Genomic DNA, 15,699 nt, shown 5'->3' on the forward strand with positions numbered 1-15,699 from the left:
CACCGGGCGATCGGCCGAATGATGAGACATGTCCTCTCATGCTGTGGATATTCGCCCGGAGGGACCCGGTCCGCTCAGGGTGTGGATCCGTTCCTGCGGCGCAGCTCGTCGCCGAGGGCGCCGATGCAGTTCGCGAGTTCCTTGTTGGACAGCTGGGCCGGTGGCTTTCCGCAGCCGGACACGGTCGGGGTGGTCTTCCCGCCCGGGTTGGGCGTGCTGGAGACGTTCACCGTACGCGGGCTGGTGCGCCCGGTGATGGACAGGTCGACGTAGAACTCCGTCAGCCCGCGCCGGACCCCGTACACGCGCCACATGTCGCCGCCGAGCGGGGTGAACTCCTCCAGGCGCCCGCCGGTGTTGAGGAACGTGGGGTCGACGCCGCGTACGGCGTCGGTCGCCTTGTTCGTGAGGGCGTTGAGGTTGGCGACGTTGGGGTCGCCGTCGGGCAGGACGTACAGGTCCATGGGGTTGAGGCGGCCGTCGGCCGCGGCGTCGGCCGGGGCGACGGCATAGGCGATGAAGGCCTGGCTCTTGCTGGCGTTCGGCGTCAGCGGGGTGACGTAGTACAGGTGGTTGCCGGGACCGCGGAGCAGGTACTCGGAGGTGTTGCTGCCCTGGACGTCGTCGACGGTGGGTTTGAACCCGAAGGACGCGCGTGACCTCCACTTGCGGCCGGCGGCCCACTCGGTGGCCTCACGCTGCAGCACGGTCAGGCTCTCGGGGTACGCGGGGCCGGGCAGGTCCCCCGCTCGCACCGTACGGCGGTAGGCGGCGTGGACGCCGTGGTCACCGGTGACGATCAGCACGCCGGCGGCGGTCATGACACTGCGGTTCTTGAACGCGACCTGCCGCTTGACCGGGATGACGATGACGGGCTTGCCGTTCTGGCAGTAGCCCCAGACGTCATCGTCGTCCCACAGCAGGTCGGGGTACTTCTCACCGAGCCAGTTGGGCAGGCTGTTGCCGCGGGCGCCGTGGAAGGCGCGGTCGAAGTCGCCCGGGGCGAAGCGGCACGCGACCTTGACGGTGTTGGAGGCGCCGTCCCAGGACGCGATGCCGTAGGTCGGGGTGGCCTTGCCGGAGCCGTCGAGGACCGCGGTCCAGATGCCCGGCCCGCTGTCGCCGCCGGGTTTCGGGGGCGCCCCGTACAGGTAGGTGAGGGTGTCCTCCCAGAAGTCGACCTTCGGGGCGGGCGAGGCGGCGTGGGTCATCATCTGCTGGGCCGAGGCGTAGGAGGACGTGCGGCCCTCCCAGGCGGCGATGCCGGACAGCTTGTCGACCTGGACGCAGCCCCGTACGTCGGCGGCGCCGCGGTAGGAGCATCCGCGCTCGCCCTGCCTGGCGCCGCGCATCAGGTAGCCGAGCGAGGCGGGAGGGTTCGCGCCGTCGGTGATGTGCCAGGTGGTGGCCCGGTTGTAGTAGCGGCCCTCGTCCTTGTCGTTGTCCCAGACCACCCGCAGGAACGGCACGACCAGCACGCCGATCGCCGCGATGACGGCCACGGTGGCGACGGGCACCGAGGCGCGGAACCCGGTGGCGTAACCGTCGTCGCCGGTGACGGCGATGACGGCGGTGCCGATGAGGCCGACGGCGACCCAGAACCAGAACAGCCCGGTGGCGTGGCTCAGCGAGCCGCCGGGCAGCCACATGCGCTGCACGACGGTGAGCCGCCACCACTGCGACCACGTCCCCATTCCGGAGAGCCCGTACCGGAGGAGGATCCAGACCAGGAACGCGCCCACGGGCATCCACGCCCACCAGAGCAGGAGGACGGGGAGCCGCGCCTTCAGGAAGTTCATGCTGCAGCCTTACGGTCGAGGGGTGCGGTCCTGATTTATCACCGATCGCCCGGGAGGGTTCCCGGGGCGCGATCGGAACGGGCCGCGTCGCGGATCGACACCGGGGGCATGTCCTTGGACCGCGCGTTCGCCTCCACGGTTCCAGCGGACGTTGTTGCTCCCGTGAAATTCCGGTTACGTCGCCGGGCGGCCCGTTCTTCTGCCAGGTCGTCCGGGGTTAGCGTCGCCGTGTGCTGATCACGCCACACGAGCGGGAGCGCCTGCTGATCCACGTGGCGGCCGGGCTCGCTCGCGACCGCCGCGGCCGAGGGCTGCGGCTCAACCATCCCGAGGCGACCGCGGTCATCGCCGCGTACGTCCTGGAGGGCGCGCGTGCCGGCCGCGGGGTCGCCGACCTCATGGAGACGGGCCGCACCGTGCTCACGCGCGAGGACGTGATGGACGGCGTCCCGGAGATGCTGGAGTCGGTGCAGGTCGAGGCGACGTTCCCCGACGGCACCAAGCTCGTCACCGTCCACCGGCCCATCCCGTGAGCGAGGGAACCGAGGACACGGTCCCCGTGGTCGCTCCCGCTCGCCGCGCGCCGGGTCGTACGCGGGCCGCGCCATGACCGAGATCTCGCGTGAGCGCTACGCCCGGCTGTACGGGCCGACCGCGGGCGACCGCGTGCGCCTGGCCGACACCGACCTGTTCATCGAGGTCACCGAGGACCGGAGCCGCGGGGCGGGCGCGGGCGACGAGGTGGTGTTCGGCGGCGGCAAGGTCATCCGCGAGTCGATGGGTCAGGGGGTCGCCACCCGCGCGGAGGGCGCGCCCGACCTGGTGATCACCGGCGTCGTGGTGCTGGACCACTGGGGCGTCGTCAAGGCCGACGTGGGGGTGCGCGACGGCCGGATCGCCGCGATCGGCAAGGCCGGCAACCCGGACACGATGGACGGGGTGCACCCGGACCTGGTGATCGGGCCGTCCACCGAGATCCTGGCCGGCAACGGCAAGATCCTCACCGCCGGGGCGGTCGACTCCCACGTTCACCTGATCTGCCCGCAGCTCGTCGCGGAGGCGCTGGGCGCCGGGGTGACGACGCTCGTCGGCGGCGGCACCGGACCCGCCGAGGGCACCAAGGCGACGACCGTGACACCCGGTTCGTGGTACCTGGCCCGGATGCTGGAGGCGATGGACCCGTACCCGGTCAACGTCGCACTGCTCGGCAAGGGCAACACGGTCTCGGAGGAGGCCATGTGGGAGGCGCTGCGCGGCGGCGCGTCCGGGTTCAAGCTGCACGAGGACTGGGGGTCGACCCCGGCCGCGATCGACGCGTGCCTGCGCGTCGCCGACGCCTCCGGCGTGCAGGTGGCGCTGCACACCGACACCCTCAACGAGGCCGGGCACGTCGAGTCGACGCTGAACGCCGTCGGCGGCCGGTCGATCCACGCGTACCACACCGAGGGCGCGGGCGGCGGGCACGCCCCGGACATCATCACGGTCGCGGCGCACCCGAACGTCCTGCCGTCCTCGACCAACCCGACCCGGCCGCACACGGTGAACACGCTCGACGAGCACCTCGACATGCTCATGGTGTGCCACCACCTCGACCCGTCGGTGCCGGAGGACCTGGCGTTCGCCGAGTCGCGGATCCGCCCGACGACCATGGCGGCCGAGGACGTCCTGCACGACCTGGGCGCGATCTCGATGATCGGCTCGGACTCCCAGGCCATGGGCCGCATCGGCGAGACCGTGCTCCGCACCTGGCAGACCGCGCACGTGATGAAGGGGCGCCGCGGCGGGCTCGACGACAACCTGCGCGCCCGGCGCTATGTCGCCAAGTACACGATCTGCCCGGCGATCGCACACGGCCTCGACGCGGAGGTCGGCTCGGTGGAGGTGGGCAAGCTCGCCGACCTGGTGCTGTGGGACCCGGCCTTCTTCGGCGTACGGCCGCACGTGGTGCTGAAGGGCGGCATGATCGCCTGGGGCCGGATGGGGGACGCGAACGCCTCGATCCCGACGCCGCAGCCGGTGTTCCCGCGGCCGATGTGGGGCGCCACGGCGGCGCCCGCGACCTCGGTGCACTTCGTCGCGCCCGCCGCCCTGGACGACGGGCTGGCCGACCGGCTCGCCGTACGCCGGCGACTCGTCGCGGTCGGCGACACCCGGCGGCTGGGCAAGGCGGACATGCCGCTCAACGACGCGCTGCCCGAGATCGAGGTCGATCCGGACACGTTCACCGTGACCGTCGACGGCGACGAGATCGAGCCGGCGCCCGCGGCCGAGCTGCCGATGGCCCAGCGGTACTTCCTGTTCTGATGGACGCCGCGCTGCTCCTCCTGCCTGATCGCGGCGACGCGCAGAACCGCAGCGGCAGGCCGACCGCGCCTGTTCGAATTCCTGAGATCAGGGGGTATCGCCATGGGACTCGACCACAGCTCCGAGTCACGCCGGCCTGCGCCAGGACGACCGGACCGGGCGCTCCGGCTCGGCGTCGGCGGGCCGGTCGGCAGCGGCAAGACGGCGCTGACCGCCGCGCTGTGCCGCCTGCTCCGCGACGAGTTCGACCTGGCCGTGGTCACCAACGACATCTACACGACCGAGGACGCCGACTTCCTGCGCCGGAACGCGGTGCTGGACGACGACCGGATCGAGGCGGTCCGCACCGGTTGCTGCCCGCACACGGCGATCCGCGACGACATCTCGGCCAACCTCGACGCGGTCGAACTGCTGGAAGAACGCCACGGCCCCCTTGACCTGGTCATCATCGAGAGCGGCGGCGACAACCTGACCGCGACGTTCAGCCGCGGGCTGGCCGACCGGCAGATCTTCGTGCTGGACGTGTCCGGCGGCGACAAGGTGCCGCGCAAGGGCGGGCCCGGCGTGACAACGGCCGACCTGCTGGTGGTGAACAAGACCGACCTCGCCCCGCTGGTCGGTGCCGACCTCGGCGTGATGGCCCGCGACGCCGAGCGCGTACGCGGCGGCCTGCCGATCGCGTTCACGTCACTGCGCGAGTCGCCGGACGTTCCGGAGGTCGCCGGCTGGGTGCGGACCGTCGTACGAGAGCGGACCCCGGCGTGACCTTCACCTCGACGGGTCGAGGTGGGAGAACACGCCGAAGTCGGTGGTGTCGCGGAAGTGGAGCCCTGCCGCGCTGCGGCGTCGATCCGGCAGCCTGAACTGCACAGGCTCAACTGGACAGTCCAGACTGAAGGATCTATCGTGGGCGAAATGAGCGAGATCAACGCGGAGGTCGCGGAATCGGCCGTCCGTGCGGCGCACGAGGTTCGGACGGTGTTCAGCCGCCTGCGCCGCCGGCTGAAGGAGTCCTACGACAACGAGGGGCTCACGCCGTCGCAGACCTCGGCGCTCAGCCGGCTGAGCAAGGAGGGGCCCGCGTCGGCGAGCGACCTGGCCGCCGCCGAGCGGGTCCGCCCGCAGTCGATGGCCGCGACGCTCGCGGTGCTGGAGGAGCGCGGCCTGATCCAGCGAAGGCCCGACCCGGGCGACGGGCGTCGTCAGCTCGTCTCGCCGACCGACGGCGGACGCGCGTTCCTGGAGGACAAGCGGCGCGCGGGCGAGGAATGGCTGGCCCGGGCCCTGCAGGACGGCTGCGACGAGCGCGAGCGCGCGACCATCCTGGAGGCGATGGCGCTTCTCGACCGGCTCGTGCGTTGATGAGCACGAGAGTCACGCAGCACTTCCAGACCGGCTCACCGGAGGCGTTCGACCGCCGGCTGCTCACCCCGATGATCTTGGGTTCGATACTGAATCCGATCAACTCCTCGATCATCGCGGTCGCGCTGGTGCCGATCGGCGCCGCGCTCGGCGCACCGCCGTCGCAGACGGCGTGGCTGGTCTCCGCTCTCTACCTGGCCACGTCGATCGGCCAGCCCGTGGTGGGCCGGCTGATCGACCTGTACGGCCCACGCCTCCTCTTCCTCGCCGGCACCTCCCTCACCGGCATCGCCGGGCTGGTCGGCCTGCTGGCGCCCAATCTGGGCGTGCTGGTCGTCGCGCGGGTCCTGCTGGGGTTCGGCACGTGCTCCGGTTATCCGGCCGCGATGGCGCTCATCCGCCGCGAGGCCGAGCGGACCGGCCGGGACAGCCCGGCCGGAGTCCTGACCGCGCTCGCGGTGTCCAGCCAGACCATCGCCGTCATCGGCCCCACCCTGGGCGGCCTGCTGATCGGCCTGGGCGGGTGGCGCACGACCTTCGCCGTCAACATCCCGCTGTCCGTCGCCGGTGTGGCCATGGGTCTGCTGTGGCTGCCCAGGACGCCACGGCCGGAACGCGGGCCGCACGAGCGGTCGGGGCTGGACCTTCCGGGCATGGCGCTGTTCGCCGCGATGCTCGTCTCGCTGCTGCTCTTCCTGATGAACCCGGGGGCCACCTACTGGTACCTGCCGGCGGTGACCGTACTCGCGGCGGCCGCCTTCGCGTTCGTCGAGCTGCGTCGGGCGGAGCCGTTCATCGACCTGCGGGTGCTCGGCGGAAACCTGCCCCTGCTGGCCACCTACGCCCGCGCGCTCCTGGCCTACGTCGTCTCCTACTCCTTCCTGTACGGCTACACGCAGTGGCTGGAGCAGGGACGCGGCCTGTCGTCGTCCCAGGCCGGGCTCATGCAGCTGCCGCTGTTCCTGACCGGGATCCTCGTCTCGACCACCACCGGCCGCCGCCGGGAGATCCGCGGCAAGCTCCTCGTCGGCGCCGCCTGCCAGCTCGCCGCCTGCGCGCTCCTGACCGCGTTCGGGTCCCACAGCGCGATCTGGCTGCTCGTCGCGGTCGCGCTCGTCTTCGGCGTCCCGCAGGGGCTGAACAGCCTCGCCCTGCAGAACTCCGTCTACCACCAGGCGGACCCGGTGCGCATGGCCTCCTCCGCCGGACTGCTGCGCACCTTCATGTACCTCGGCGCGATCGTGTCGTCCGCCGCCACCGGCGCCTTCTTCCCCCGGCGCGCCGACACGACCGGTCTGCACCACCTGGCCTGGTTCATGCTCGCCGTCTCGGCCCTGTTCCTGGCCATCACCGTCGCCGACCGTTCGCTGCGCCGGATCGGCGGTGCGGCGCGGCCACACTGACCCGCCCCGCGCTCCTGCGCGAGGCGTCGATGATCACCATCCACCGGAAAGGCATCCATGAGCGACACATCCCTGCTCGTGATGGACGTTCAGCAAGGCATCATGAACCGCGTCGCGGACCCGGACTACGCGACCCGCGCGGCCCGCGCGGTCGCCGCCGCCCGTGACGCGGGCGTCCCCGTCCTGCACGTGGTCATCGGGTTCCGCGCCGGCCAGCGGAAGGCGCACGACCGCAACAAGGCCTTCGGCGCCCTTCCGCCCGACGTCTTCACCGACGACGACCCGAACAGCGCCATCCACGACGCCGTCGCACCCCGGCCGGACGAGCCCGTGATCACCAAGAAACGCGTCAGCGCGTTCGCGGGCAGCGACCTGGAACTGGTCCTGCGCACCCACGGGATCGAGCACCTCGTCCTGACCGGCGTCGCCACCAGCGGCGTCGTGCTGTCCACCCTGCGCCAGGCCGCGGACCTGGACTACCGCCTCACCGTCCTGTCCGACGCCTGCCACGACCCCGACCCGGAGGTCCACCGCCTGCTGACGGAGAAGGTCTTCCCTCGCCAGGCCGACGTCGTCACCATCGACGAGTGGGCCAAGACCCTCACCTGACCGGCGTCTCCGCCGGGGAGCCGGGTCCGGATAATGAGGTGCGGCGCGCGCGCATCCGGCCTACGGTCCGGCACATGAGCGAGTCCAGCGTCGCCTGGTGTGGGCGCGTCCCGGAGGTCGTACGGAACAAGGCGCTGGCGGCCGGGGCCACGCGGTGGCTTGGCGACCTTCCGTCTCTGGTCGCGGGCCTCTCGCGGGAGTGGTCCATCGGCGTGGGCACGGCCTATCCGGACGCGACCGAGGCGCTCGTGGCCGAGGCCACGCTTCACGACGGCACGCCCGCCGTGCTGAAGCTGTGCGTTCCACGCGTCGCCGAGGCGGCCCGGCACGAGATCACCGTGCTGCGCCTGACCGGCGGGCAAGGCTGCGTCCGCCTGCTGCGCGCGGATCCCGAGCGGGGCGCGCTGCTGCTCGAACGCCTCGGCCGCCCGCTGGTCCGGCTCGCACTCCCCCTCCGCCGCCGGCAGGAGATCCTGTCGGCGGCCGCCGCCCGGGTCTGGCGCCCGGCGCCCGACTGCGGCCTGCCCACCGGCGCCACCAAGGGCCGATGGCTGATCGACTACGTCGAGCGGACGTGGGAGGCCCTCGACCGCCCGTGCGCCGAACGCACCGTCGCCCACGCCCTCGCCTGCGCACGCCGCCGCATCGAGGCCCACGACGACGAACGCGCGGTGCTCGTCCACGGCGACGTACACCAGTGGAACGCCCTCGAAGCGGACGGCGGCTTCAAACTGGTCGACCCGGACGGCCTCCTGGCCGAGCCGGAGTACGACCTGGGCATCCTGATGCGCGAGGACCCGGTCGAACTCCTCACCGGCGACCCCCGCGAACGCGCCCGATGGCTCGCCCGCCGCCACGATCTGAACGCGGAGGCCATCTGGGAGTGGGGCACCATCGAACGCGTCGCGACGGGCCTGCTGGCCACCGCGATCGACCTCCAGCCCGCGGCCCGCCAGATGCTCACCACCGCCGACCACCTGGCCGAGTGACCTCAGGAGAACCGCATCTCATCGTGACCTCAGGAGAACCGCATCTCATCGAACTGCGGAAGCCATTCATCAAGCCCGCGGAAGGCACGGACGGCCTGCTCCACGGCGGCCGGCGAGTATGATTTCTGCCTTCTCAGCGAAGCCGCCTCATCGGAGGTCAAACGCTTACCGATCGTCCCGTCGATCTCCTGTACGTAGAAATCGCCGCCGAACTCCAACTGCGTCTTGTACACCGGGATCGGGATTTCAACCGACGGCTTCGCGTTACCGATCATCGCCCAGCTGCCGTCCCTGATGCGCAGATCCATGGTCTCGACGAGGAAGACCGGCGGCGACTCCACCAGAGCTTTCAGATCGACGGCGTCAACCGACTCCGCGTCGGACATGTAGATCGCGACCAGTATGTTCGTGCCCAGCTTCATCACGGCGCGCCCGCACACCACGATTCCCGGTCCCGCGGGAATCAAGAAGATGTCGTTCTTGCGATACCTCACCGGAACTCCCACACAGATCGCACGGCCTTCGATCCTATCCTCGACATGCGGCCACCGCATGGCCCTCGAACACGGGACATGCGGTGGCCGGGTTCAGCGCCGCCCAACCGGCCCTAGCACACGGTTCCCCCGGCGGCCTTGTAACGCTTGTCGCTCATCTGCACCCGCTTGTTGGTAAGGACGCTCCCGGGAACGGAGGCCTTTCCACCGCCGGCGCGTATCCAGCTTTCCTCCAGAACATCCAAATCCGTTCCAGGGTTCGCACGGCCGAGAACATCGAAATCAAAGGTCGTGTGCGGGAAATCCCTGGCGTGCTCCGTCTGCCTCTCCAGATAACGCGTCCAGCTCTTCGCCTGCCCGACGTACTCCTCGCCGGTGCTGAGGTCGGTGCGGAGGTAGACGACACCCGCAGGAGGGGGAACGGGTGCCGTGTTATGGACGAGAACCGGAGTGTTCCCGGCCTCCACGTAGTAGTCGTGGCTCGTCTCGACGCTGAGGTTGTTGACGCTCTGGAAGAAGCGCGTGAACTGGCGGACCGCCGAGATCTGGACATAGGTGCCGGATGAGGTCCTCAGCCACATCCCGGGACGCAACTGCCCGGCGTCCAGCCAGCGGTGCTGGTCGGCCACCCAGAAGGGGTGGTGGTCGGTGGCGACCAGGTGGCCACCCTGGCCGACCGACACCGCACGGTCCCGCCCCTGCGCCTTGGCGCCGATCGAGCTCCTCGTGGTGGTCCCGACGGTGATGTCGACGAGGTGTTTCGTACCCGTGGTGGTGATCAGGCCGGTCACCGTGCGAGACGTCGTCTTGCCGGTCGCCGGGTCGGTGGACTGGACGTGGTCACCGACCTTCACGTCCTTGATCGGCTTGGTCGTCCCGTCACCCATCAGCACACGGGTGTCGGGAGTGAAGCTGTTGGGGATCGGACAGGTCGCCTTCTGGGCGGCCTTCTCCGCCTGCTCCGCTCCCTCGGCCTCGGCCTTCTCCGCGGCGGCCGCCTCCGCGCGGGCCTCGCGCTCCGCGGCGGCTCTTTCCGCGGCCAGTTTTCGTGCCGCCGCGGCTCGTTGCGCGTCCTCGGCCGCCGTCGTTCCCTTGGCGGCCGTGCGGCCGCCCTTGACCGCGTCGCCACCGGCCTCGACGGCCTTCGCGCCGGCCTTGACGTCTTCGGCCGCGTGCACGCCGTTCTTGACCGCGCGTGCCGCCTCGACGCCCTCCTCCGCGTACTTCGCGCCCTTGATCGCGTAGCGGGCGCCCAGCGCGGCGTCGCCGATCACGGGGATCGCGCCGGCGAATGACAGGCCCGCGTCCAGGTAGTCGCCCTCGGCCGCGTACCAGGCCCCGTTGGCGACGTCGGCGACCGCGCCGACGACGGGGATCATCCCGGCCACGTCCAGGGCCGCGTGCCCGAGGTCGGACAGCCATCCGTGCCCGTCGATCTCGATGTTGGAGAACGGGTTGCCGCCGCCGAACGCGTACCGGTTGCCGGTGAACGGGTTCGACACGAGCGCCAGGTCGTCGAGCGCGCCGTTGTAAAGGTCGCGGGTGAGGAAGCGGTTCAGGCCCGGGTCGTAGGTCCGGAAGCCCATGTCGTACGTGCCGGTCGAGCCGTCGACGCGGTCGGCGTTGTAGCGGTAGGCGTTGTACGGCTCGGTCGAGGAGCCCGAGCCGGGCTTGTCCGCTCCGGTGTCCTGGCTCGAGTCGTCGGCGCCGTAAGCGGTGTAGCCGTAGGTCGACTTGGTGTCGCCGTTCGCGTCCGTGACCGCCTGGACGTCCGAGTGGGAGTTGTAGGTGTAGTACGTCGGCTCCTGCGACCCGTCGGACTTGTGGACGATCTGGGAGAGCCGTTCACCCCACGGGGAGTAGTCGTAGGACTTGGTGACCTTGCCGTCGACCTTCTCGTCGACGACGGCGTTCGAGGTCGCCAGGTAGTCGAAGACCGTGGTCTTGGCGTTGCCGGTGCCGGCGTTCTCGGTCTTGGAGACGGTCCGGTCGAACGGGTCGTAGGCGATGTCGGTGGTGACGAACCCGTTGCCGGACTTCTTGCGCTCCGAGGCGATGTGGTCGAAGCCGTCATAGGTGTAGCGCTGGACCGTGTTGCCCGCGGTCGTGATCGAGTCCAGGCGTCCGAACGGGTCGTAGTCGTAGGAGGAGGAGATCCCGCCGACGGTGGTGGACTGCAACCGGTCCCGGTCGTACTTCGACGTGGTGGTGGATCCGCCGGACTTCTGCGAGATCACGTTGCCGTTGTCGTCGTAGGTGTAGGACTCCGACGTCCCGCCGCCGGTCTTGGTCACCTCGGCGACCTGGTCGCGCGGGGTGTAGCTCGTGTCCGTGGTGCGGTTCAGGTACGACGAGTGGTCGTCGGCGTTCTGCGTCCTGGAGACGTCTTTGGTCTGGTTGCCGTTCGGGTCGTAGGTGTAGGTGTGCTCGGCGACCGTGGTCGTGCCGTCGGGCTTGGTCTCCTCCTGGTGCTGGAGCGCCCCGTCCAGGAAGTAGGAGGAGGTGACCTTGTTCCCGTTCGCCTTGGTCTCGGTGTCGACCTGGCCGCCGGGCGTCCAGGTGAACGTGGTGACCTTCGGGGAGGCGTCGTCGGCGCTCTGCTTGGCCGTCACCTTGGCGAGCAGGTCCCGCGTGTCGTACTCGAACGTGGAGACCCGGTCGCCCCGGGTGGTGCTGACCGTGTTGCCGTCGGCGTCGTAGGTGAAGGCGGTGGTGCCCACGACCGAGCCGGACTTCTTCTCCTTCAGCGTGATCAGCCGGCCCACACCGTCGTATGTGGCGGCGTAGTCGTCGACGCGGGCGCCCGGGCTGTCGTCCGTCAGGTCGGTGAGCGTCCCGTTGGCGTCGTAGGTGTAGGTGAAGGCGGTCTTCTCGTTGTCGGTGTCGCCGGAGTTGTCGCGTACGAGCTTGACCGCGTCGGCGACCACCGTGCCGCCGCCGCCCGCGGCGAGGCCGACCTTCTGCCCGTCGCCGTCCCGGGAGAAGGAGTAGGACCCCAGCGACACCCAGGTGCCGGTGTTCTTGGTCTGGTCGACGGTCTTCTTCGACGTGGCGCCGTCGTGGGTGATGGTGTACGAGGCGTCCGTCGCCGCCCCGGCGACCTCCGGGTAGGAGACGAACACCTCGTAGGTGCCGTCCTCGGGGATCGTCGGGTTCCAGGTGAAGGAGTCGGCGCTGCCGTCCGCGGCGTGGGTCTGGTAGTCGTAGCCCTGGTAGCCGGTGCCGTCGTCGGAGGCCGGCCAGTTGCCGACCGCGGCGACGTTCTGAGTGTCGGAGTCGTCGACCAGCGCGACCGCCTTGCCGACCGGCACACCGTCGTCGTTACGCGCCTTGATCTTGCCGTCGGGGTAGTAGTCCCAGCCCATGGTCCGGGACGAGGAACCACCGGCGGAGGTGATGGTCCGGGAGGTCTGCAGGCCGAGCTCGTTGTAGTCGTAGCTGGTCTGGATCGACCACGGATCCGTGCTGGTCTTCGTCCAGCCGTTGTCGTAGTAGGTGTAGCCGGTGACGTTGCGGAGCGTCTGCCCGCTGGACGGCGGCGCGCTGACCTCGGCCAGGTTGCCGACCTTGTCGTAGCCGTAATACGTCTCGGCGGGCTTGTCGTACTGCGTGTCCTTCGGGTCGTACGCGGACTTCTGCGTCTTGACCCGGTTCAGCGCGTCGTAGACGGTCTGCGTGGTGAACGCGTCGTCCCGGCCGGAGGCCACTCCGCGCGGCGAGATCTCCGACGTCTGGTTGCCGACCTGGTCATAGGTGTACTTGGTGACGTCGTAGGTGATCGAGTCGCCGGACTTCGCGTGCGGGACCTTGACCTGGGTGACCGCTCCGCGCTCGTCCAGCGTGTAGAGCGTCTTGTTGCCGTCCTCGTCGGTGGAGGAGACCCGCAGGCCGTCGTGGTCGTAGCCGGTCGTCTTGGTGTGACCCGTGGCGTCGGTCACCGAGATCGGCTGGTGGTTCAGGTCGTAGGTGTACTTGGCGGTGAAGTCGTTCGGGTCGGGAGTCGCGTTCTTACGCGGGTCGACCGTCTTGGTGGTGTTCCCGACGTCGTCGTAGTCGGTGGTGGTGCGGTGACCGGCGGCGTCGGTGCTGGCGACCACCCGGTCGAGGGCGTCGTAGGTGAAGGTCGTGGTGTAGTCGTCCGGGTCGCTCGTCAGCGTGCCGTCCGGTTCGGTCGACCGCAGGACGTTGCCGACGGCGTCGTAGGTGAACGTGCCGGTGCGGTTGGGCCCGTTCAGGCTGTCCTTGGGCGCGGTGACGGCGACGACGTTGTCGTCGGCGTCGTAGTGCGTCGTGGTGACCGCGCCGTTCGGGGCGGTGGACTGCAGCACGTTGTCATTGGCGTCGTAGCGCGGGCCGGGCGTGACGATGTACTGGTTCTTCGCCGCGTCCTTGGGCACCCTGCTGCTGAGCGGACGCTTGAACAGGTCGTAGCTGTACGTGCCGGTGTGGTTGTTCGCGTCGGTGACGAGCACCACGTTGCCGGTGACGTCGTACTGGTTGACCGTGCGGCAGCCGAACGGATCGGTGGTCGTGCGCGGGTAGCCGCTGGGGTCGTAGTCGCCGTACTTGGTGGAGTGCCCGTTGGCGTCCGTGACCGTGACGAGCTGGCCGTACCCGTCGTAGGTGTAGCGCGTGGTGTAGTCGCCCTCGGTCGGGTCGTCGGAGCCCTTGGGGTCGGTGACGGAGATCAGGTTGCCGTGGTCGTCGTAGCCGAAGACCCACTTGCGGCCCTCGGAGCTGGTCTTGCCGACCAGGTCGGCGATGTGCCCGTCCAGCCCGGTGTTGTAGGCCAGGACCGTACCGGGGTAGTCGTGCCGGTTGGCCTCGGCGTCGCGGATCTCCAGGGGGTACCCGGTCTTGGGGTCGTACCGCCAGGTGGTGGTCGCGCCGTTGTCCTCCACCATCTTCACGACGTTGTTGTCGGCGTCCCAGGACAGCTGCGTGTTCTCCGACTTCGCGTCGGTCATCCGGGTCGGGCGGCCGTAGGCGTCGATGACGTAGCGGGTCGCGTGCCCGTTCGCGTCGGTGACCGTCGACGTGGTCTGGTCGCCGTTGCCGTGGTCCGGCGCGCCGTAGGAGAAGCCGGTCGGCTTGCCACGCCGGTCGGTCAGCTGCGTCAGGCGCTCGCCGTCGCCGTACGTCAGGGTGGAGGAGTGGCCGACCGGGTCGGTGACCTTGGTCAGCCTGCCCTGGTCATAGACGAAGGCGAAGTTCTTCGGCTGGTCGCCGCCGGCGCCGTCGGTGATCTGCCGCAGCAGCCCGTCGTCGCCGTACGTGAAGGTGATCTTGCGACCGGCGATGTCGGTCATCGAGAGGAGCCGGCCGACGACGTCGGCGTCGGCGAGGTGGTCGAGGGTCTTCTCGGCTTTGCCGTGGAAGACCGTGACCCGGTCGCCGGGCTGGGCGTAGTCGAAGGTGAGCGTACGGCGGCCGGTGGCGTCCACGATGTCGGTCAGCGCCTCGACCGAGTGCCCGCCGATCACCGCCGGCTGGTACTCGAACGTCATCCGGTTGCCGTTCTTGTCGACGGTCGCGGTCTGGTAGCCGTTGCCGTCGAAGAGCGCCTGCGTGCGGTCCGGGCTCGTCATCGACCAGCCACCGTCGACCTTCCGCAGGTACAGGTGCACGCCGGCGGGCGAGTAGTACGACCACGTGCTCGTGTCACCGCTGTCGTGCCTGTCGAGGGTGAACGTGTGGTCGGTGCCGTCGCCGTCGGTGTAGGTCACCCGCTGCGGCCAGCCGGGCGCCGCCAGACCGTCGAACCGCAACGGCGTGCCCAGCCGCGAAAGCGTCGAGGTCGCGACCGACCAGCCATAGCCGGCGTAGGAATTGGACGTGTCCCGGCTGTTGTAGGTCAGCCGGACGAATGTGGCCAGGCCCCGGCTCGGGTTCGCGAAGGCGTTGTAGCCGAATACCGCGTTGCCCGAGGATTGGTTGACGACCAGGCTCGATCCGGCGCCCGCCGGTATTCCGGAGTACTGGTAGAAGCTTTCCAGGCCGAGCTGGCCCGACGTCGGCTCATCGACCGTGATCTGCTGGTCCAGCGTCGCGACGTTCGCCGTTCGCGACAGCCAGCTCCGGTCCGGGGAATCGTAGAGATCCCACTTCAGCGTCAATGCGCGACGTGAATCGGCCGACGGTTTCGACGGCGCGGTGACCTTGGCCTCGACCGTCGCCGACGCGTGCGGGGCGATATCACCGGGAAGTGCGGTGCGCTGCTGGTTCGACGAATCGGAGATGTCCGTGCCGTCCGGCAGTGTCCAGTGGTACGACAACGCCTGGTCCGCCGCGGTCCACGCCGTGTCCGTGACGTTGGTGAGGGTGACCTTCACCGTGTACGTCTCGCCCGGAACCATGCGTTGCGGCGTGTCCGGCGCCGCGTACGCGCCCGTGGTCGCGTCCGCCTTCGCGGAGACCTTCGCGGCGGCGCCCGGCCTGGTCAGCGCCGCGACGAACCTCCGGGGCGCGGGCGCCTGGCCCTTGCTCGCCGCCGGCACGGCCGGGTCGGCCTGCGCGGTGCACTTCGGATCCTGCGGAAGCGCCTGGCGGACCGGCGTGGGCCGCGCGCCCGGTGCCGCCAGCGCCGACGCCGGCAGGCACACCGCCAGGATGAAGGCGGCGGGAAATCGAATCCATGTCAGAAGACCACGGCGCGACAGCACGGCAAAATCCCCTCTGAGCATGCCGGAATAGCGTGGCCATGGGCCGGCGCTGCTAATTCCGCACGTTGACCAAAGCC

10 protein-coding genes are annotated in these 15,699 nt (G+C 70.0%); 7 read left to right on the top strand and 3 right to left on the bottom strand.

The window, feature by feature from the left end:
• Window positions 1-74: 74 nt before the first annotated feature.
• On the bottom strand, window positions 75-1,799 hold the full coding sequence (locus ABEA10_RS13155; protein WP_345462417.1) for a hypothetical protein: 1,725 nt from the start codon (window positions 1,797-1,799) through the stop codon (window positions 75-77).
• A 230-nt stretch (window positions 1,800-2,029) separates the two neighbouring features.
• On the opposite strand from ABEA10_RS13155, the gene ABEA10_RS13160 reads away from it, so the two are divergent.
• From ABEA10_RS13160 to ABEA10_RS13190, 7 genes are all read left to right on the top strand, one after another.
• The gene (locus ABEA10_RS13160; RefSeq protein ID WP_329257425.1) at window positions 2,030-2,332 is read left to right on the top strand and encodes an urease subunit gamma; all 303 of its coding nucleotides are present in this window, start codon (window positions 2,030-2,032) and stop codon (window positions 2,330-2,332) included.
• 73 nt (window positions 2,333-2,405) lie between these two features.
• Window positions 2,406-4,103, top strand: a complete 1,698-nt coding sequence (locus ABEA10_RS13165; RefSeq protein WP_345462422.1) for an urease subunit alpha — start codon at window positions 2,406-2,408, stop codon at window positions 4,101-4,103.
• A 102-nt stretch (window positions 4,104-4,205) separates the two neighbouring features.
• Entirely contained in the window at window positions 4,206-4,868 is a 663-nt protein-coding gene (gene ureG / locus ABEA10_RS13170; RefSeq protein ID WP_345462425.1) for an urease accessory protein UreG, read from the top strand.
• Between the two features lie 150 nt (window positions 4,869-5,018).
• Window positions 5,019-5,465, top strand: a complete 447-nt coding sequence (locus ABEA10_RS13175; protein ID WP_345462428.1) for a MarR family winged helix-turn-helix transcriptional regulator — start codon at window positions 5,019-5,021, stop codon at window positions 5,463-5,465.
• Window positions 5,465-6,868 carry an MFS transporter gene (locus tag ABEA10_RS13180; protein ID WP_345462431.1) on the top strand — a complete coding sequence of 468 codons (1,404 nt, stop codon included), beginning with the start codon at window positions 5,465-5,467 and terminating at the stop codon, window positions 6,866-6,868. Before ABEA10_RS13175 ends, ABEA10_RS13180 begins: the two co-directional genes overlap by 1 nt.
• Window positions 6,869-6,925: 57 nt before the next feature.
• Window positions 6,926-7,477, top strand: coding sequence for a cysteine hydrolase family protein (locus ABEA10_RS13185; RefSeq protein WP_345462434.1), 552 nt, complete (start codon window positions 6,926-6,928; stop codon window positions 7,475-7,477).
• A gap of 74 nt (window positions 7,478-7,551) precedes the next feature.
• Window positions 7,552-8,466 (top strand): aminoglycoside phosphotransferase family protein, encoded by a 915-nt coding sequence (locus tag ABEA10_RS13190; RefSeq protein ID WP_345462437.1) that lies wholly within the window; start codon window positions 7,552-7,554, stop codon window positions 8,464-8,466.
• Window positions 8,467-8,495: 29 nt separating this feature from the next.
• Here ABEA10_RS13190 and ABEA10_RS13195 read toward each other — a convergent pair whose 3' ends face one another.
• Both ABEA10_RS13195 and ABEA10_RS13200 read right to left on the bottom strand, forming a co-directional pair.
• Window positions 8,496-8,960: an Imm26 family immunity protein gene (locus ABEA10_RS13195; RefSeq protein ID WP_345462440.1), complete on the bottom strand. Its 465-nt coding sequence runs from the start codon at window positions 8,958-8,960 to the stop codon at window positions 8,496-8,498.
• A 113-nt stretch (window positions 8,961-9,073) separates the two neighbouring features.
• On the bottom strand, window positions 9,074-15,643 hold the full coding sequence (locus tag ABEA10_RS13200) for a golvesin C-terminal-like domain-containing protein (protein WP_345462443.1): 6,570 nt from the start codon (window positions 15,641-15,643) through the stop codon (window positions 9,074-9,076).
• Window positions 15,644-15,699 lie beyond the last annotated feature (56 nt).

This window comes from Actinoallomurus oryzae (assembly GCF_039541955.1).
Classification (GTDB): domain Bacteria; phylum Actinomycetota; class Actinomycetes; order Streptosporangiales; family Streptosporangiaceae; genus Actinoallomurus; species Actinoallomurus oryzae.